This is a genomic window from Nocardiopsis sp. iso_186 (genome assembly GCF_056173365.1).
Map to the genome: position 1 here is coordinate 2,596,661 of NZ_CM149670.1, position 21,258 is coordinate 2,617,918.

Sequence of the window (21,258 nt, forward strand, 5' to 3'; positions counted from 1 at the left end):
CGGCACCGAACCGATCGGAGCATACCCATGGCGACCTCTCACGAGCAGCTGGTCGAGGCCCTGCGCGCTTCGCTTATGGAGAACGAGCGGCTGCGCGGCGAACACGAGCGTTTCGCCGCAGTCAACGAACCGGTGGCGGTAGTCGCCATGGGGTGCCGTTTCCCGGGGGGTGTGGCGTCCCCGGAGGACCTGTGGCGGCTTGTGGTCGATGGGGTGGACGCCGCCTCGGGGTTTCCCACCGACCGCGGGTGGGATCTCGACACCCTGTTCGACCCCGACCCCGACCACGCGGGGACCTCCTACGTGCGTGAAGCCGGGTTCCTGCACGACATGGCTTTCTTCGACCCTGCGTTCTTCGGGATCTCGCCGCGTGAGGCGGTGGCGATGGACCCCCAGCAGCGGTTGCTGTTGGAGGTGGCCTGGGAGGTGTTCGAACGTGCCGGGATCGACCCGTCCTCGGTGCGCGGGAGCGACGTCGGAGTCTTCGGCGGAGTGATCAGCAACGACTACGGGACCCGCCTGCACCCCGTCCCCGCCGACTTCGAGGGTTACGTGGGAACCGGCAGTTCCGGCAGCGCCGCCATCGGCCGGGTGGCCTACACGCTGGGCCTGGAGGGGCCGGCGATCACGGTTGACACGGCGTGTTCGTCGTCGTTGGTGGCGATTCATCTGGCGGCGCAGGCGTTGCGTCGGGGTGAGTGCTCCATGGCCCTGGCCGGCGGCGTCACCGTCATGGCCACCCCCGCGACCTTCCTGGAGTTCTCCCGGCAGCGTGCGCTGTCCCCGGACGGGCGGTCGAAGGCGTTCGCGGCCGCGGCCGACGGCACCGGCTGGGGAGAGGGCATCGGCCTGGTGCTCCTGGAGCGGTTGTCGCAGGCCAGGCGGAACGGTCACGCTGTGTTGGCGGTGCTGCGCGGCAGCGCGGTGAACCAGGACGGTGCGTCCAACGGGTTGACGGCGCCCAACGCTCCGTCGCAGGAACGGGTGATCCGTGCGGCGCTGGCCAGCGGCGGTCTGTCCGCCGCCGATGTGGACGCGGTGGAGGCACACGGCACCGGGACCCGGTTGGGGGATCCGATCGAGGCCGAGGCGTTGTTGGCGACCTATGGCCAGGGTCGTTCGGGTGAGCCGTTGTGGTTGGGGTCGTTGAAGTCCAACATCGGTCATACCCAGGGGGCGGCGGGGGTCGCGGGGGTGATCAAGACCGTCATGGCCATGCGGGAGGGGGTCCTGCCCCGCACTCTGCACGTCAACGAACCCTCACCGCACGTGGATTGGTCGGCGGGCGCGGTGGAGCTTCTGGTCGAGCAGCGCGACTGGCCGGACACGGGGCGTCCTCGCCGGGCCGCGGTATCGGCCTTCGGTGCCAGTGGGACCAACGCCCACCTCGTCCTCGAACAGGCACCGCCGGTGGCACCGCAACCCCCCACCCCTGTCGTTCTGCCGGCCTGTTTGCCGTTGGTGGTGTCGGGGCGGGGGGGTGCGGGGTTGCGTGCTCAGGCGGTTCGGCTTGCTGCTCATTTGGAGGAGCGGTTGGTTGCGGAGGGGGAGGTGGCTCCGGTTTTGGTGGATACCGCGTATTCCCTGGCCACGTCGCGTGCGTCTTTGGTGGATCGGGCGGTGGTGGTGGCTGCTGGTGGGGGGGAGGCGGTTGCGGGGTTGGGTGTGGTTGCTGGGTCTGGGTCTGGGTCTGGGTCTGGGTCTGGGTCTGGGTCTGGGTTGGGGTTGGGGTCGGTGGTGGTGGGGCGTGCTGATGTGTGTGGGGGGGTGGTGTTTGTTTTTCCTGGTCAGGGTGCGCAGTGGGTGGGGATGGGGGCGGAGTTGTATGAGTCTGTTCCGGTGTTTGCGGAGGCGTTGCGTGCGTGTGCTGGGGTGATTGATCCGTTGGTGGGGTGGGATTTGTTGGGGGTGGTTCGGGGGGATGTGGGGGCGCCTTCGTTGGATCGTGTTGATGTGGTGCAGCCGGTGTCGTTTGCGGTGATGGTGGCGTTGGCGCGGTTGTGGGAGTCGGTGGGTGTGGTGCCTGGGGCGGTGGTGGGGCATTCGCAGGGGGAGGTGGCGGCGGCGTGTGTGGCGGGGGTGTTGTCGTTGGAGGATGCGGCGCGGGTGGTGGTGGTGCGTAGTGGGTTGATCGCGCGGCATCTGGTCGGTCGGGGGTCCATGGTCACTGTTATGGCGCCGGTGGAGCGGGTCGAGGGTTTGTTGTCGGCTTATGCCGGGCGTTTGTGGCTGGCTGCGGTGAATGGTCCCGAATCGGTCACCGTGGCGGGGGACGCCGATGCGTTGACCGATTTCGAGCGACAGTTGTCCCGGGAGGGCATCCTCCGTTGGCGGTTGCCCGGAGTGGAGTTCGCCGGTCATTCCGGGCATGTGGAGGAGATCCGGGCGCAGCTGGTGGAGGGGTTGGCGGACGTCGCACCGCGGGCGGGGGCGGTGGGGATGTGGTCCACGGTGCAGGGGCAGCGGGTCAACGGCTCCGTTCTGGACGGTGGGTATTGGTTCCGGAACCTGCGTGAGCCGGTGCGCTTCGCCGATGCGATTCGTGGGTTGGCCGAAGAGGGGTTCGGGGCGTTCATCGAGGTCAGCCCGCATCCGGTGTTGACCACCAGCATCCACGACTTGGTCCAGGGGGACGAAGACACCTCCCGGGCCTTGGTCACGGGGACGCTGCGGCGTGATGACGGTGGTTTGCGTCGGTTGTTGTGTTCGTTGGCTGAGGTCCATGTGCGCGGTGTGGACGTCAACTGGACGGTACTGCTTCCCGAAGCGCAGCGGGTGGACCTGCCCACCTACGCTTTCAACCGCCAGCGCTACTGGCTGGAGGCACCTCCCGGCACGGGCGACGCCGGCGGCCTCGGCCTGGACGCGGCCGACCACCCCCTCGCCGGCGCCGTCGTGCGCCTCCCCGACACCGGCGGAGTGCTGTTCACCGGTCGTCTGTCGTTGCGCACCCACCCCTGGCTGGCCGACCACGCCATCTTCGACACTGTTGTGGTCCCCGGCGTCGCGCTGGTGGAGATGGCCGTACGCGCCGGAGACGAGGTCGGCTGCGATGTCCTGGAGGAACTGGTCACCGAGGCCCCACTGGTCCTGCCTGCCCACGGAGCGGTGCGCGTCCAGGTGCGGGTCGAGGGCGTGGATGCCTCCGGGCGGTACCCGGTCAGCGTGCACGGCCGGCCGGAGGACGCACCTCCCGAAGCTCCTTGGACCCGCCACGCAGCCGGATTCCTGGCCACCGCCCCCACCACTCCCGTCCCGGACACCGAACTTGCCGAATGGCCTCCCCCCGGTGCGGCCCCCGTTGACATCGGCCCCCTCTACGCTTCGTTCGCCGACGCCGGACTCGACTACGGGCCGGTCTTCCAGGGAGTGCGGGCGGTCTGGCGCCGCGGTGACGAGGTCTTCGCCGAGATCGGTCTGACCGACGCCGGGCAACAGAACGCAGCCGACTTCGGCCTCCACCCGGCGCTGCTGGAATGTGCCCTGCACGCCAGCACCTTCTGCACAGACCAGGACGTCGCCCCCCAGGAGGGCAGCGTGCTGCTGCCGTTCGCCTGGAACGGCTTTTCCCTGCACGCGACGGGTGCCGTCGAACTTCGGGTCCGCGCGGTCGCCGTAGGCCCTGGGGAGGTATCGCTCACCCTGGCGGACGGGACCGGCGCCCCGGTCGCCTCGCTCGCCTCCCTCGTGTTCCGGCCGATCTCCGCAGAGCGGTTGGCGCGTTCCCGCGACACCGTTGCCGACTCGCTGTTCCGCGTGGAATGGGGCGACCCGACGGAGCCCGACGCGAACGAGCAGACGCGGACGTGGGCCGTGCTGGGAACGGGACGCCGATTCACCGGCCCGACACCGGAGGTGTTCACCGACGTCGAAACAGTGGTGCGCACGGCGAGTGCGGACGGGGCCGTGCCGGCAGTGGTCTTCGTCGAGGCAGCCGGCACGGCCCACACCCACGACCCGAACTCCGGCCCTGCCGCGGGGGTGCTGCGGACGGTCGGTGCCTGGCTGGCCGAACCGCTACTGGAGGGCACGCGCCTGGTGGTGGTGACCCGAGGCGCGGTGGCCGTGGGGTCCGAGCCGGTGGATCCGGCCGCTGCGGCGGTGTGGGGGTTGGTGCGTTCGGCTCAGGCCGAGCACCCCGATCGGATCGTGCTCGTTGACGCCGACGACGACACCGCCTCGTGGCGTGCGCTGCCGGCACTGCCCCTGGTCAACGAACCGCAGATGGCGGTGCGCGGTGGCCTGGTGCACGTGCCCCGGTTGGCGCGGGTCGCGGTGGAGGAGACCGCACCGACCGTTTTGCCGGGGACGGTGTTGGTGACGGGTGGGACGGGTGTGTTGGGGCGGTTGGTGGTGCGGCATTTGGTGGTGGTGCATGGGGTGCGGCGGTTGGTGGTGGTGAGTCGTTCGGGGTTGGGTGCGCAGGGTGTTGGGGAGTGGGTGGCTGAGCTTTCGGGGTTGGGGGCTGTGGTGGATGTGGTGGTGGGTGATGTTTCTGATCGTGGGGTGGTTGAGGGGGTGGTGGCGGGGGTTGGGGTTGAGCATCCGTTGGTGGGGGTGGTGCATTTGGCGGGTGTGTTGGATGACGGGGTGTTTTCTTCGCTTGGTCCGGAGCGGTTGGGTGGGGTGTTTGGTCCCAAGGCTGACGCTGCGGTGCATTTGGATGAGTTGACTCGTGGTTGTGACCTTTCGATGTTCGTGATGTTCTCCTCGATCGCGGCGACACTGGGCAGTGCGGGGCAGGCCAACTACGCGGCGGCCAACGCGTTCCTGGATGGTCTGGCTCAGCGTCGTCGGGCTGAGGGGTTGCCGGGTGTGTCGATGGCGTGGGGGTTGTGGGAAGAGGCCAGCGGACTCACCGGTGGACTTTCCTCGGCCGACCGATCGCGCATGGCCCGACAGGGACTGCGCCCCCTGCCCTCCGCCGACGGCCTGGCGCTGTTCGACGCGGCACTGCACGCCGACTCCGCCGCCTTGGTGGCCATGCGCCTGGACCCGGCCGCTGCACGCGCGGCCGGGGGGACCACGGTCCCGCCACTGTTGCGCGGCCTGATCCGTCCCCGCCGCAGGACGGCCGGACCCAGCGACACCGTTCCCACCCTCGTCGGTCTGCCCCCGGAACAGCGGGCGGAGGCACTCCTGGACCTCGTGCGGGGCGCCACCGCCGCGGTCCTGGGCCATGCCGACCACCAGGGCATCGACGCCGACCAGGCGTTCAAGGAACTCGGACTCGACTCCCTGACCGGGGTCGAGCTGCGCAACCGCTTGGTGGACGCCATGGGGTTGCGGCTGCCGGCGACGCTGGTGTTCGACCATCCCACGCCCACCGCGCTGGTCCGCCACCTCCTCGGGGTGCTGCCCGGACACCGTAGTGCTCCGGCCGTACCGGTGCGTCCGGTGCGGGTGGGCGGTGCGGTCGATGAGCCGATCGCGATTGTGGGGATGGGGTGTCGGTTCCCGGGGGGTGTGGCGTCTCCGGAGGACTTGTGGCGGTTGGTGGCGGGAGGTGTCGATGCGGTCGCGGAGTTCCCCACTGACCGGGGTTGGGATCTGGAGGCGTTGTTCGACGCTGATCCTGATCGTGCGGGGACCTCGTATGTGCGTGTGGGTGGGTTCTTGGAGGATGTGGCGGGGTTTGATGCGGGGTTCTTCGGGATTTCGCCGCGTGAGGCGGTGGCGATGGACCCCCAGCAGCGGTTGTTGTTGGAGGTGTCGTGGGAGGCGGTGGAGCACGCCGGGATCGACCCGTCGTCGTTGAAGGGCAGCGACGTCGGCGTGTTCGCCGGGGTGACCAACCATGACTACGGTGACCGCCTCAGCCGCCCCACCGCCGAAATGGAGGGCTACCGGCTGACGGGGCTGTCGGGGAGTGTGGCGTCGGGTCGGGTGGCCTACACGCTGGGTCTGGAGGGGCCGGCGATCACGGTTGACACGGCGTGTTCGTCGTCGTTGGTGGCGATTCATCTGGCGGCGCAGGCGTTGCGTCGGGGTGAGTGCTCCATGGCCCTGGCCGGTGGTGTCACGGTGATGGCTTCACCGGGTGGCTTCGTGGAGTTCTCCCGGCAGCGGGGGTTGGCTCCTGATGGCCGGTGCAAGGCGTTCGCGGCCGCGGCCGACGGCACCGGCTGGGCCGAGGGGGTCGGTCTGGTGGTGTTGGAGCCGTTGTCGTTGGCCAGGCGGAATGGTCACGCTGTTTTGGGTGTGGTGCGTGGGAGTGCGGTGAATCAGGATGGTGCGTCCAATGGGTTGACGGCGCCTAATGGTCCGTCGCAGGAGCGGGTGATTCGTGCGGCGTTGGCGGATGCGGGTCTGTCCGCCGCCGATGTGGATGTGGTGGAGGCGCATGGGACGGGGACTCGGTTGGGGGATCCGATCGAGGCGCAGGCGTTGTTGGCGACCTATGGCAAGGACCGTGATCCGTCCTTGCCGTTGTTGTTGGGGTCGTTGAAGTCCAACATCGGTCATGCCCAGGGGGCTGCCGGGGTGGGCGGGGTGATCAAGGCCGTCATGGCCATGCGCGAGGGGGTCCTGCCCCGCACTCTGCACGTCAACGAACCCTCACCGCACGTGGATTGGTCGGCGGGGGCGGTGGAGCTTCTGGTCGAGCAGCGCGACTGGCCACAGACGGGGCGTCCTCGGCGGGCGGGGGTGTCGTCGTTCGGGGTGAGTGGGACCAACGCCCACCTCGTCCTCGAACAGGGTGACGAGGCACCGGTGAGCACGGGAGCCGCGACAGCCCCGGATCAGGAATCGCCGGGACTGCCGTTGCCGTTCCCGGTATCGGCCCGAGGAACCGACGGACTTCGTGCGCAGGCCGGCCGGCTTGTCTCTCACTTGGAGCAGCAGCCGACGGTGGGGATTCTGGATACCGCGTATTCCCTGGCCACGTCGCGTGCGTCTTTGCGGGATCGGGCGGTGGTGGTGGCTGCTGATCGGGGGGAGGCGGTTGCGGGGTTGGCGGCGTGTGCGCGTGGGGAGTCGGCGCCAAATCTGGTGACGGGGTCTTTTGTCGGGGGTTCTGTTGGTGTGGTGTTTTCGGGTCAGGGGTCGCAGCGGTTGGGGATGGGGCGGGGGTTGTATGAGCGTTTTCCGGTGTTTGCGGGGGTTTTTGATGAGGTGTGTGGGGAGTTTGGGGGGGTGTTGGGTGTTCCGTTGAGGGATGTGGTTTTTGGTGGGGATGGGGGGTTGTTGGATCGGACGGTGTTTGCGCAGGCGGGGTTGTTTGCGGTTGAGGTGGCGTTGTTTCGGCTTCTTGAGTCGTTTGGGGTGCGGGCGGGGTTTGTTGGTGGGCATTCGGTGGGGGAGTTGGCGGCTGCTCATGTGGCGGGTGTGTGGTCGTTGGGTGATGCGGTGCGGGTGGTGTCTGCGCGGGGTCGGTTGATGGAGGGGTTGCCTTCGGGTGGGGTGATGGTGGCGTTGGGGGTGTCGGAGGCTGAGGTGGAGGAGGTGGTTGCGGGGGTTTCGGGGGTGTGGGTGGCGGCGGTTAATGGTGATTCGTCGGTGGTGGTGTCGGGGGAGGAGGGTGCGGTTTTTGGGGTGGTGGAGGTGTTTGCGGGGCGTGGGGTGCGGTGGCGGCGGTTGCGGGTGAGTCATGGGTTTCATTCGGGGTTGATGGAGCCGGTGTTGGGTGAGTTTCGGGAGGTGTTGGAGGGGGTTTCGTATGGGGTGCCGCGGGTTGGTGTGGTGGGGAATGTGTCGGGTGGGTTGGTGGGTGAGGGGTGGTGTGGTGCGGGTTATTGGGTGGAGCAGGTGGTTGCTCGGGTGCGGTTTGGGGATTGTGTGAGGTCGTTGTTTGGGGCGGGGGTTCGGTCGTTTGTTGAGGTGGGTCCGGGTGGGGTGTTGTCGGGGTTGGTGGGGGAGGTGTTGGGGGGTGTGGGTGGTGTGGGTGTGGTGTCGTTGTTGGGCGGTGGTGGTGGTGGTGAGGGTGGGGGTGAGGTTGGGTCGTTGGTGAGGGGGTTGGGTGGGTTGTTTGTGGGTGGGGTGGATGTGGATTGGGGTCCGTTGGTGGGTGGGGGTGGGGGTGTGGTTCTGCCTACGTACGCCTTCCAACACAACCGCTACTGGTTGGACCTGCCCACCGGCGCCACCGGCGACGCAGCGGTCGCCCTCGGTCTGACCAGTGCCGGTCATCCCCTGCTCGGTGCGGTCGTCCACCTGCCCGAGACCGACGGTTTCCGCTGCACCGGACGCCTCCCCGCGGTGGCCGCACCCGCACCGGGAGCGCAGGAGGCACCGCCCGTATTCGCGGAGGCCGCCCTCGTCGAGGCGCTCATCCGAGTCGGGGAGCGTACCGGCTACGGAACCCTGGACGATCTGGTCATCGAGGAACCCCTGGTACTGCCGACCAGGGGAGCGCTCGTGCTGCACGTCTCCGTGAGCGGCCCCGACGACTCCGGCCGCCGCACGGTCGAGGTGCACACCCGCGCCGAGGGGGCCGACGACCTCCCATGGACCTTCCACGCCACCGGATTCCTCACCGCCACGGCCGCCGACCCCGGGTTCGATTTCGCACAGTGGCCGCCCCCAGCGGCGGAGCCGGTCGCCCGACCCGAGGTGCGGTGGGCACCGGGGCAGGCCCCCGAAGGGCTGCGCACGCTGTGGCGGCGCGGGGACGAACTGTTCGCCGAGGTGGAGCTGGAGCCGAGCCCCCAAGCGCCCGCAGCCGCGCACTCCGCACTGCTGACCGATGCAGTGCGAGTCGCCGGTCTTCTCGCCGAACAGGGTTCGCAGCCGCTCCCCGATCGGATCCTGGTGCCCTTCGCGTGGAGTGGTGTCGCCGCGTACGCCGGTGGCGCGGCCCGGTTGCGGGTACGGGTGGCGCCCGGCCCCGACGGCGGCGTCGCCCTCCAGGCCGCCGACACCGCGGGGGCCCCGGTCCTCGCGGTGCGGTCCCTGGCGTTCAGGGAACTCGCCCCCGACCGGTTGCGAGCGGCACGTACCCCACTGCACGACACTCTGTTCCGCCTGGACTGGACACCGGTCGTCCTGCCGCTCGGAAACGGTGCGCCGACAACGGCCCCCGCACCCGGCGCCGACGATGCCCGCACCGCCCTGCGGTCCGGGACGGCGCCGGTCGTCCTCCTCGCCGAAGGAGCCATCACGGTCCCGGGAGAGGCCACCGGACAGCGTTTCGGGGAGCCCGAGGAGCTTGCCCGGGACCTGATCGCCCGTCTCGACGTGCCGCCGAGCGTCGATGGACCCGCGACGCCGCAGGCGTCCCCTCCGATGCTGGTGCTGACCCGGGGGGCCGCGGTCACCCGCGGTGGCAGCGAGCCCGTGGACCCGGTTGCCGCCGCTGTGGGCGAACTCGTCCGCGCGCATTCGGCAAACGGCCCGGGACGGGTTCTCCTGGTGGACATCGACGACGAGGACGCCTCGTGGTCGCTACTCCCCACCCTGCCGGAACTGGCCGAGCCCCGGGTCGCCGTGCGCGCGGGGCAGGTGCTCGCGCCCCGGCTGGCCCGCCTGGCCGAACCCCCGGTTGCCGATGCGTTGACCGGGACCGCCCTCACCGGGACGGTGCTCGTCGCCGGCGATCCAGCGGGACTGGGCGGTACCGTCGCCCGCCATCTCGCGGCTGCCCACGGTGTGGCCACCCTGCTCCTGGTGACGGGTCCCGGTACCGACCCGGGCCAGGTCCGGGAACTCGCCGCCGATCTCGCCGCGTCCGGAACCACTCTCGAACTCGCCGCGTGCGATCCTGCCGACCGAACCGCGCTGGCGGCTCTGCTCGCGCAGGTCCCTTCCGACCGTCCGCTGACCGCCGTACTGCACGCGATGGAACCGGTCACCGCAGACGAGGGGAAGGAGAAGGAAACGATACGTCCCGCGCGAGTGCGCGCGGCGCTTCACCTGGACGAACTGACCCGTGAGGCAGGTCTCGGGGCATTCGTGCTCTGCGTCCCGGCGGAGCGGCTCCTCACGGAGCCGGACGGTGGGTGGGCGCCCGCCGACGCCTTCCTGACCGCAGTGGTCCAGCGGCGACGGGCCGTCGGACTGCCGGCGGTCGCTGTCGGGCTCGGTCCGTGGAAGGGCGTACGGGGCGGCGACGCGGTCCCGGCCCCGGGGGCGCCGCGCGCTTTGTCGGACCAGGAGGGTACCGGGGTACTGGACGCCGCTCTGCGCACCGACGAGACGCTGTTGGTGGCGCTTCGCCCCGACCTGACCGGCCGTCGCGCCGGAGCCGTCGAGGACGTCGTGCACCCGCTGCTGCGGGGGCTCGTCCGGCCGAGGCAGCGCGACGCGGAGAACGCCGCTGTCCGGGACGACTCGCTCGCCGTGCGCCTGGCCGGGATGGCCGAGGCCGACCAGCATCGTGTCCTGCTCGACCTGGTGCGCGACCAGGCAGCCGCGGTCCTCGGGTACGCCGGGGGCGCGGCCGTGGGCGCGGACCTCGCGTTCAAGGAGGTGGGGTTCGACTCGCTGACGGCGATCGAGCTGCGCAACCGCCTCGGCGCGGCCACCGGGCTGCGACTCCCCGCGACGCTGCTCTTCGACCATCCCACCCCCGCCCACCTCGCCGGGACGTTGCGGGAACGGTTCGGAGCGGGAAACCCGCAGGCCGACACCTCGGCCCTGGCCGAACTGGACCGGTTGGAGACGACCCTCCGCGGACTCGGCCCCGACCGCCGGACCCGTGACGCGGTCGCCGGACGTTTGCGCGCCCTGCTCGCCGACTGGGGGCAGGAGGAGAACGTGCGGACCGATGCGGACACCGTCAACGTCGCGGAGAAGATCCGGGAGGCCAGCGCTTCGGAGGTTCTGGCATTCATCGACGACCAGCTCGGCCGCTCCTCGCGCTGAGCGTACTGCTCCCACCGCTTCGCCTGTTGTGCAGCGCGGTGGGGGCTTTCCGTGTCCCGGCCACGGGCCGGCTCAGCCGTCGGCGGGGATCCGTGCGCGCCACGCGCCCCTCAGCAGGCGGAGCCCACCGGTCGCCGGCACGATGACCCGCGCGCCGCGCAGCGGGAGTTCGCCGTGCTCCACCCAGTAGTCACGCACCCCGTCGAGGAGGTCCCACAACCGCCGCGGTCCGCCCTGATGGACTTCGGCCGTTTCGGAGCCGGGTGCGCGGGCGCGGGCCCACGACCCGTCCGCGTGCACCATGAGCGCGGTCCGCACACCGTCGTCCTCTCGGTACCGGTGGACGATCCCCGGGCATTCCACCTCCAGCATCGAGTACACGTCCCACGCCTCCTTGACGTTGAGGACCGGGTAGCGGCCCGCGCCGATGTCCTCGCCCGGACGGGAGAGCGCGGCCTCGAACGCCGCTGCCACGGGCGGGTAGTCCGGTCCGGACCGCGCCGCCATGAACCCGGCCCGCTCCCATTCCACCCGGCCGTACAACCGCCCGTCGTCGTGCTTGGTGGCGGTGATGAGCATCGTCGTTCCCGCGAGAGTGGTGACCAGTCGCCCGCCGGTCCGCAGCGCGCTCACCCACGACTCCGGGATGGTGGGCATCCCCACCATCGACACGATCCGGTCGTAGCGGCCGGGGAGGCGTCGGGTCGCGTCGCACACGACCGCCTCCGGGTGCAGCCCCGCGTCGGCCAGGCGCCGAGCCGCGGCCTCGACCAGGTAGGGGTCCACGTCGATCGTGGTCACCTGCCTGCTGCCGAACCGTGTGGCCAGCAGCGCCGCACCGTATCCGGAACCGGTGGCCACGTCCAGGACGTCCATGCCCGACCCGATAAGGGCGAGGTCGTACATCCGCACGACCAGGCTGGGCAGCGTCGCCGACGACGTGGCCGCACCGTCGGGGCGCTCCGCGGCGTCGGCGTGGTCGGCGTGCACCGACCCGACCCGGGTGACGACGCTGCGGTCGGCGTAGGCGTGTTCCAGCCACGATTTTGGCGCCCCGGCCCCGGCGTGCAGCTCCCACCCTTCGGCGGTGGGGCCCCACCAGTTCGGGACGAACCTGTGCCGCGGCGTGGCCAGGACGGCCTGTCGCCACGGAGAGCCGGGCGGGGCGATCCGGTCGGCGAGCAGGGATGCCCGTTGCTGCCAATCCATGCTGTCCTTTTCTTCTACGGGAGGTCGGGGTCGCAGTAATCGGCCGGCTGATTCTGCGGATCGCAGTCGTTGGAGTCCTGCGGGGGACAGCTGTCGTCAGGGGCGCACCATCCGGTGCGCGGCGCGTTCCGTCCCGCGATCGCAGCACGGTGCCCGGCCATCCGCGGCCCGGCCAGGATGTCGTGGAGCCCCCGTTCGCGGACGTTGCCCGCGGTCATCCACGCCGCCATCACGCACGGGACGACGTCCCCGGACGGCAGGACCGCGGCTGCGGAGTCCCCGCACCTGCCGCACAGTTCGCCGAGGGCGGGTCCGTCCGCGGGCGGCTGCGCGGCCCGCCCGAAGGCGCGGACCCGATCGGTGCGGATCTTCTTCTCGGGTACACCGAGGGAGACCAGTTCGGCACGCGCCTGCTCCGTTTTCTGGCCGGGGAGCACGTTCACCAGGCCCACCCGGATCGGGATGTCCCGGCGCACCGCCTCGGCGATGTTCGCGCGGGTCCGGGAGTGCACCGCGGGGCGACCGGTGATCGCGGCGTGCTCCCTGGGGTCGGGGGAGTAGTAGGAGGTCGCCAGGGACACGCGGCCGCACCCGTAGAGGGGCCACAGCTCGGAGGCGACGTGCACGAGGTTGGAGTACACCTCGACGTGCAGTCCCTGGTCAACCGCGTACCGGACGAGCGACCGGAAGCCGGGATGGCTCGTGGGTTCCCCTCCGATGAACTGGACGGTGTGCACCCCCAGGTCCGCAGCCTGGTCGAGCACAACCATCCAGTCCACGGTCAGCATTTCGCCGTGCCCCAGTCCGGGGCCCGAGCGGTTGTAGCAGTGCCCGCAGCTCAGCTGGCACTTGCGGGTGATGTCGAGGGCCAGGAAACGAGGGGGTCGAGCCGTCACAGAACTTCTCCGAGCAGTGCGTAACGAATGCCCACCCGACAAGGACGACCGGGACGGCCTCGGGACAGATCTTCCCCGCCGACACCGAGCAGGCTCCCGCATCCCCGCGTGCGCGGGGAACACCTCAACAGGCACTCTGCCGGTCGGCCGTCCTTGCTTCCGTCGCCCGGGCACGGTAGTCGCGCAGTCGTGCCGGACGGCCGTCCGCCGTTGTTCGCCAAGGTCTGCCCGAGTCTTGTGTGCGGATGGTTCGACCGTAACCCGGAGAGCGTGCACTGTCAGGGGAAATGGCTGATTGCGGCCACGGGTTCCCGTTGCGCGGCCCACACGGTGCGAGAGCCGGTCAACCCGGTCGATCGTCCGGGCAGCGCCGTTGGGCACCGCCGCCTCCTGCGACTTTCCCCGGGCATCTCCCAGTGGGGTCCCCATCAGGGCCGCTGCCCCGGACCCGGCCGAAGGAATGGGCGCCCGGTGGTCGTTTGGTGGATGGCGGATGGGAATTGCACTCTTTTCAGTGGTGGGCCGATCCGTATGCTGGTGGGCGACCGACGATTTGGTATTTCAGTGCGGTTTTTCGGCGGGAGATTAAGGTGCTTCTCGAAAGAGATGGGCACGTAGCTTTCCTGGACCGGTCGCTTGCTGATTGCGAGGCCGGAAAAGGGCGGGGTGTCCTTATCGGCGCCCCGGTCGGCTGCGGGCGCACGGAACTGGCCCGGGTGTTCGCCGAGCACGCGCGCTACCGCGGTGCGCGCGTTCTGACCACGGACTGCTCTCCCATGGAACGAGCGCTCCCCTTGAGTGCACTCAGTCAGTTGCTGCACGACAAGGCGCTTTCCGGTCCGCTGAGAAGTCGTGTGGCCCGGCTCCTGGACGACGGTGCCTCCCTGGCCGGTGCAGACCCCGATTCGGTCGGACCGGAAATGGCGCGAATTTTCCATGGAATATTTCTTGTCCTCCTCGGGATTTCCGACGACAATCCTCTTGTCCTAATTGTTGACGACGCACATCATTCCGACGAGGCATCAATGCGCTGCCTCCTCTATTGTGTTCGTCAACTTCGGTCAACGCGCGCCATGGTGGTCATTACCGAAGTCGCGCGGACAATGCCCGGCCTCTCCCCGGTGTACTCCGAATTTCGTCAACAGCCCCATTGCGGCAGCATTCTGTTGCCGCTGTTGTCCTCCCAGGCGGTCGGGGAGCTGGCGGCTGCACGACTCGGTGCCACCACCGCTTCCGCTCTCGTCACCGCCAGCGGCGGCAACCCCCGGCTCCTGCACGCCCTCATCGACGACCAGGCAAGCAACACCGGCGAGCACTACCGCCATGCCGTGCTGCGCTGCCTACACCGCGGTGGTCCCCGAATGCTCGACATCGGCCGAGCACTGGCCGTGCTCGATACCGGAGCCGAGGTCGTGGACCCGGGCGAACTCGCCGGTCCCGGTCCCGGCGCACCCATCGTCGAGGCCATGACCGCTGCGGGACTCCTCGCCGGCCGACGGTTCCGCCATGACGAGGCCCGTGCCGCCGTTCTCGCCGACCTTCCGCAGAGAGCCCGGGCCGAGCTGCACACCAGGGCCGCACGCCTGCTGCACGCCCGGGGCGCCCCCGCCGAGGAGACCGCCCGACATCTGGTTCAGGCCGACACCCCACCACCCCCGTGGGGCGCTGCGGTGCTGGCGGAGGCGGCCGACCAGGCTGCGGCCGACGGCGACGCCGTCCGAGCCCTCGCCTGCCTGGAGGCCGCCGACCGCTCGCGTGCCGATTCCGACGCCTCCGTCGCCTCCGTCGCTGCCGCCACAGCCGGGCTCGCCCGGGCCGGATGGCAGGTCGATCCAGCAGCCACGGTCCGGTACCTCGCCCCGTTGGGCATTGAACTACGGGCCGGTCAACTCCAGCCCTATGACAGTGTCGAACTGGTCCGCCAATTCCTCTGGCACGGCCGCACGGCAGAGGCCGCTGCGGCGCTCGCCCATCTGCGCGGCCAGGCGTCAACGTACGACGAACGCGATGCCGCCAAGCTCCGTGACCTCGAAGGATGGCTGACGTTCGCTCATCCTCCCCTCGGCAACGGTCCGCACACCCCCGCCCCCTCGACGGAGCGCGCCACCCCGACCCCGCCCGAGGCCGACCCCTGGCTGCCAATGGCGGCCGCGATCGCCGAACCATTGCGCCGTGGTCGCCCCCGTACCACCGTCAACCGGGCAGAGGCGGTCCTGCGCGAGGCCGAGGACGCTCGCGCCAACACCTGGTCCGTCGAGTCCGTGTTGTTGGCCCTCCCGGTCCTGCTGTGCGCGGATACCGTCCAGGTCGCCACCGCCGGCCTCGACCGGCTGCTGGCCGCGGACGAAGGCCGCGCTCCGACCCGCCGGGCCGTCCTGCACGCAGCCCGTGCGCAGGCCGCCCTGCATGAGGGCGACCTGCGCACCGCCGCCGACCACGCACGCACAGCACTGACGCGGTTGCCTCCGCACGGGTGGGGAACGACCGTCGGGCTCCCACTGGGGGCGCTCATCCTTGCCCTGAGCCGGATGGGCGACCACACCGCCGCCGCGGCGCTGGTGGCCCGGCCGGTGCCCGAGGCGCTCTTTTGCAACCGTTACGGCCTGCACTACCTCTACGCTCGCGGGCAGCACCACCTGGCGGCGGACCGCGGCCATGCCGGTCTCGCCGACTTCCTGGCCTGCGGCGACCTGATGCGCGGCTGGGGAATCGACCTGCCCGGCCTCGTGCCCTGGCGGATCGGGGCGGCCGAGGCGTGGCTGTGCCTGGGCAACCCGCACCAGGCCCGACGGCTCGTCCACGAGCAGCTCACCCGTCTGGACGCCGCCGACTGCCACGCCCGCGGCCTGTCGCTACGGCTCCTGGCGGCGGTCAGCGCGCCCGAACGCCGGCCGCAACTGCTCACCGAGGCCGTGGACATCTTCGAGGACCAAGGGGATCGCTTCGAGCTCGCCCGATCGGTCGCAGACCTGGGTTGCGCCCACCACGCACTGGGACAGCGCAAACACGCGCGAATGATGGCACGCAGGGCCTGGCACCTGGCAAAGGTGTGCGGCGCCTCGCCGCACTGTTTGGGAGCGTTCCCCGACTCCGATTCCCTCAGCCGCACGGTGCCGACCGCCAAGAGCTCGGCAGGGATCGACTCCCTCACCGGATCGGAACGCCGTGTCGCCGCTCTCGCCGTCGTGGGTTACACCAACCGGGAGATCGCCGGGAAGCTCTTCGTCACCCCCAGCACGGTGGAGCAGCACCTCACCCGGGTCTACCGCAAGCTCGACGTCCAGGACCGCAGGGACCTCCCAACCGAACTCCACGCCGATCTGGCGCGCACGGCATGAGCCCATTGGGCTGTGCGGGCGCCACCCCAACGAGAAGAGGCCGGTCGGCATGACCGACAAAGACACCCTTGTCAACTACCTGAAGTGGGTCACCGCCGATCTCCACCAGACACGGCAGCGGGTGACCGAACTAGAGTCCCTGGCCACGGAGCCGATCGCGATCGTGGGGATGGGGTGTCGGTTCCCGGGGGGTGTGGCGTCCCCGGAGGACCTGTGGCGACTGGTGTCACAGAACACGGACGCCATCTCGGGGTTTCCCACCAACCGGGGATGGGACCTGGACGGCCTTTACGATCCCGATCCCGATCGCCTGGGCACTTCGTACACGCGGGAAGGAGGCTTCCTGCACGACGCCGATCTCTTCGACGCGGGGTTCTTCGGGATCTCGCCGCGCGAGGCGGTGACGATGGACCCCCAGCAGCGGTTGCTGTTGGAGACCTCGTGGGAGGCGGTGGAGCACGCCGGGATCGACCCGTCGTCGTTGAAGGGCAGCGACGTCGGCGTCTACACCGGGGTGGTCTACCAGACCTACGCGTTTCGCCAGCGCGTCGCCGAAGAGTTCGAAGGATTCCTCTCGGTCGGCAGCGCCGGGAGTGTGGCGTCGGGTCGGGTGGCCTACACGCTGGGCCTGGAGGGCCCGGCCGTCAGCGTGGACACCGCCTGCTCTTCCTCGTCGGTGGCGATTCATCTGGCGGCGCAGGCGTTGCGTCGGGGTGAGTGCTCCATGGCCCTGGCCGGCGGCGCCACCATCATGCCGCTGCCAGGGGTCTTCGTGGAGTTCTCCCGGCAGCGTGCGCTGTCCCCGGACGGGCGGTCGAAGGCGTTCGCGGCCGCGGCCGACGGCACCGGCTGGGGAGAGGGAGTGGGGGTGCTGCTCCTCGAGCCGTTGTCGCGGGCGTTGGAGAGCGGGCATCGGGTGTTGGGTGTGGTGCGTGGGAGTGCGGTGAATCAGGATGGTGCGTCCAATGGGTTGACGGCGCCTAATGGTCCGTCGCAGGAGCGGGTGATTCGTGCGGCGTTGGCGGATGCGGGTCTTGAGGCGTCCGATGTGGATGTGGTGGAGGCGCATGGGACGGGGACGCGTCTTGGGGATCCGATCGAGGCGCAGGCGTTGTTGGCGACCTATGGCCAGGACCGTGATCCGTCCTTGCCGTTGTTGTTGGGGTCGTTGAAGTCCAACATCGGTCATGCCCAGGGGGCTGCGGGGGTCGCGGGGGTGATCAAGGCGGTTATGGCGATGCGGGCCGGGGTGGTGCCGGCGTCGTTGCATGTGGATGCGCCTTCGGATCAGGTGGATTGGTCGGCGGGCGCGGTGGAGGTGCTGACCCGGGCACGGGAGTGGCCGGAGACGGGGCGTCCTCGCCGGGCCGCGGTATCGGCCTTCGGGATGAGCGGGACCAACGCCCATCTCATCCTCGAACAGGCACCTCCGACGCAGGACGTCAACACGACGCGGGACACCGCCGGAGTCCCGGCCTGTTTGCCGTTGGTGGTGTCGGGGCGGGGGGGTGCGGGGTTGCGTGCTCAGGCGGTTCGGCTTGCTGCTCATTTGGAGGAGCGGTTGGTTGCGGAGGGGGAGGTGGCTCCGGTTTTGGTGGATACCGCGTATTCCCTGGCCACGTCGCGTGCGTCTTTGGTGGATCGGGCGGTGGTGGTGGCTGCTGGTGGGGGGGAGGCGGTTGCGGGGTTGGGTGTGGTTGCTGGGTCTGGGTCTGGGTCTGGGTCTGGGTCTGGGTTGGGGTTGGGGTCGGTGGTGGTGGGGCGTGCTGATGTGTGTGGGGGGGTGGTGTTTGTTTTTCCTGGTCAGGGTGCGCAGTGGGTGGGGATGGGGGCGGAGTTGTATGAGTCTGTTCCGGTGTTTGCGGAGGCGTTGCGTGCGTGTGCTGGGGTGATTGATCCGTTGGTGGGGTGGGATTTGTTGGGGGTGGTTCGGGGGGATGTGGGGGCGCCTTCGTTGGATCGTGTTGATGTGGTGCAGCCGGTGTCGTTTGCGGTGATGGTGGCGTTGGCGCGGTTGTGGGAGTCGGTGGGTGTGGTGCCTGGGGCGGTGGTGGGGCATTCGCAGGGGGAGGTGGCGGCGGCGTGTGTGGCGGGGGTGTTGTCGTTGGAGGATGCGGCGCGGGTGGTGGTGGTGCGTAGTGGGTTGATTGCGCGGGGTCTTGCTGGTGGTGGGGCGATGGTGGTGGTTGCTGCTTCGGTGGAGTGGGTGGAGTCGTGGGTGGGGTCGTGGGGGGAGGGGGTGGGGGTTGCTGCGGTGAATGGTCCGGGGTCGGTGGTGGTGTCGGGTGAGGTTGTGGCGGTGGATGCGTTGGTGGGGTGGTGTGAGGGGGTGGGGGTGCGGGTGCGGCGTGTTGCTGTGGATTATGCGTCGCATGGGCCGCAGGTGGAGGGGATCCGGGCGCAGTTGGTGGAGGGGTTGGAGGGTATTGCGCCGCGGGTGGGGTCGGTGGGGATGTGGTCAACGGTGGAGGGGGGGTGGGTTGATGGGTCGGGTTTGGATGGTGGGTATTGGTTTCGGAATTTGCGTGAGCCGGTGGGGTTTGCTGATGCGGTTCGTGGGTTGGTTGGGGAGGGGTTTGGTGCGTTTGTTGAGGTGAGTTCGCATCCGGTGTTGACCACCAGCATCCACGACTTGGTCCAGGGGGACGAAGACACCTCCCGGGCCTTGGTCACGGGGACGCTGCGGCGTGATGACGGTGGTTTGCGTCGGTTGTTGTGTTCGTTGGCTGAGGTCCATGTGCGCGGTGTGGACGTCAACTGGACGGTACTGCTTCCTGAAGCGCGGCGGGTGGACCTGCCCACCTACGCTTTCAACCGCCAGCGCTACTGGCTCGAAGAACTCCCCGCCCCCGCGGCCGGTACCCCCGCGGACCAGGCCGACGCCGCTCTCTGGGCCGCGATCGAGCGCGGCGACACCGACGAGGTCGCCAGGGAACTCGCACTCGACGACCACTGCAAACGCGCGTCGTTGGACGAGGTCCTGCCCGCCCTGTCCGACTGGAACCGTCGCCGCCGCGAACAGGCGCTCCTCGACTCCTGGCGCTATCGCGTCACCTGGACCCCCGTCGCGGACCCGCCCCCACCCGCGGCCCTCGGACACTGGGCGATCGTCTCCCCCGAGAACGCCGCCCCGGTGGCCACCGTCCTCACCGACGCGCTGACCGCGTCGGGTGCGCGGATCACCCTTCTCACGATCGATCCGCTCGACCTCGACCGGGCAACCCTGGCCCGTCGCCTCGACGACGCGGCAGACGCAAACGCCCCTTTCGACGGTGTCCTCTCCCTGCTGGCCCTCGCCCCCGGCCACCATCCCGGTCTGCCTGCGCTGCCCACCGGCCTCGCCGCCACGTTGGCCCTCGTGCAGGCCGCCGAAGACCTCCGGTTGACCGCGCCGCTGTGGTGCGCAACCCAGGGGGCGGTGTCCACCGGCCCCGGCCCCTCCCGTACCGATCCGGTGCAGGCCGCCGTCTGGGGATTGGGCCGCGTCGCCGCGCTGGAACACCCCGGACGCTGGGGCGGTCTCGTCAACCTCCCCGACGACCCCGGTGACACCGCACTGCGCAGGATGGCCGCGGTCCTGGCCGGCACCACCACCGAGGACCAGGTCGCGATCCGGGAATCGGGGCTGCTGGCCCGCCGGCTGGTACCGGCCCCGACGCGTGATACCGCACAGCGCCGATGGCACCCGCGCGGCACCGTCCTGGTCACCGGAGGCACCGGCGGAGTGGCCGCGCACGTCGCGCGCTGGCTCGCCGCCAACGGTGCCGAACACCTGGTCCTGGCCAGTCGCCGCGGCCCGGAGGCCGAGGGGGCCGCCGACCTCGCCGAGGAACTGGCTGCCCTGGGCGCCGACGTCACCTTCGCCGCCTGCGACGTGGCCGACCGTGACTCGGTCGCACGGCTCCTGGCCCAACTTCCCGACCGGCACCCCCTCACCGCGGTCGTGCACGCGGCCGGTGTCGCCTGGCCGGAAGCGCTCGCGACGACCGGACCGACGGAGGTCGCCGACGTGTTGGCGGCCAAGGCATCGGGCGCGGCACACCTGGACGAATTGCTCGGCGACATCGACCTCGACGCGTTCGTGCTGTTCTCCTCCAACGCCGCGGTCTGGGGCAGCGCCACCCAGGGCGCCTACGCCGCGGCCAACGCCTTTTTGGACGCTTTGGCCGAACAGCGCAGGGCGCGCGGACTGACCGCGACCTCCGTCGCGTGGGGTGCCTGGGACGGAGGGGGGATGTCCACCTTCTCCGCCGACGTCCGGTCGGGGCTCCAACGATCGGGTCTGACGCTCATGGCCCCGGAAGCGGCGGTCCGCGCGCTCGTCCACGCCGTCGGACACGGAGAAACGTGCGTCACCGTCACCGATGTGGACTGGTCGCGGTTCGCCCCACGGTTCACCGCCATGCGCCCCAGCCCACTCCTGGACAACATCCCCGAGGTGCGCCGCATCCGGGAGGAATCCGCCCCCGCCCCCGCGGCCGAATCCGAGGGGGCCGGACGTGAACTGGCCGCCCGGCTCGCCGGCCTTTCACCCGCGGACCGGCAACGTACCCTGCTCGACCTGGTACGCACCGAGGCAGCCACGGTCCTCGGTCACTCCGGCACCGCCGCGGTCCCACCCGACCGTGCCTTCGGAGAACTGGGGTTCGACTCCCTGACCGCGGTGGAACTGCGCAACCGGCTGATCAGCGCCTGCGGGGTTCCGCTGCCGACCACCGTCGTCTTCGACCACCCCAACCCGGCCGCGGTCGCCGACCTGCTCCGCACTCTGCTGGCGCCTGCCGCGGATGGTCGGCCCCCGGTCCTGGCGGAGCTGGCCGCACTGGAGACGGCACTCGCGGGAGCGACCCCCGACGCCCCGCTGCGTGCACAAATCACCGCGCGCCTGCGTTCGCTCGCCGCCCGTTGGGACGGCGAGACCCCGGGCGACGACCTCGACCTCGACCTGGCAACCGATGACCAGGTGTTCCAGCTCATCGACAGCGAGTTCGGACAGGCGTGAGAGACCGCGG

The 21,258-nt window shown here is 70.1% G+C and carries 5 protein-coding genes; 3 read left to right on the forward strand and 2 right to left on the reverse strand.

Features of this window, described 5'->3' with window-relative positions:
- Positions 1-27: 27 nt before the first annotated feature.
- Positions 28-10,803: a type I polyketide synthase gene (locus AC0VYP_RS11450; protein WP_475473967.1), complete on the forward strand. Its 10,776-nt coding sequence runs from the start codon at positions 28-30 to the stop codon at positions 10,801-10,803.
- Between the two features lie 72 nt (positions 10,804-10,875).
- Here the strand turns inward: AC0VYP_RS11450 and AC0VYP_RS11455 are convergent, their stop codons facing one another.
- Both AC0VYP_RS11455 and AC0VYP_RS11460 read right to left on the reverse strand, forming a co-directional pair.
- Positions 10,876-12,012, reverse strand: coding sequence for a methyltransferase domain-containing protein (locus AC0VYP_RS11455; RefSeq protein WP_285762077.1), 1,137 nt, complete (start codon positions 12,010-12,012; stop codon positions 10,876-10,878).
- Positions 12,013-12,026: 14 nt separating this feature from the next.
- Positions 12,027-12,908, reverse strand: a complete 882-nt coding sequence (locus AC0VYP_RS11460; protein ID WP_285762076.1) for a radical SAM/SPASM domain-containing protein — start codon at positions 12,906-12,908, stop codon at positions 12,027-12,029.
- A 287-nt stretch (positions 12,909-13,195) separates the two neighbouring features.
- Here AC0VYP_RS11460 and AC0VYP_RS11465 point away from each other — a divergent pair, with 287 nt between their 5' ends.
- Together AC0VYP_RS11465 and AC0VYP_RS11470 are read left to right on the forward strand one after the other, a co-directional pair.
- Positions 13,196-16,246: a helix-turn-helix transcriptional regulator gene (locus AC0VYP_RS11465; protein ID WP_475473969.1), complete on the forward strand. Its 3,051-nt coding sequence runs from the start codon at positions 13,196-13,198 to the stop codon at positions 16,244-16,246.
- 49 nt (positions 16,247-16,295) lie between these two features.
- Positions 16,296-21,248 (forward strand): type I polyketide synthase, encoded by a 4,953-nt coding sequence (locus tag AC0VYP_RS11470; RefSeq protein ID WP_475473971.1) that lies wholly within the window; start codon positions 16,296-16,298, stop codon positions 21,246-21,248.
- The last annotated feature ends 10 nt before the right edge of the window (positions 21,249-21,258 follow it).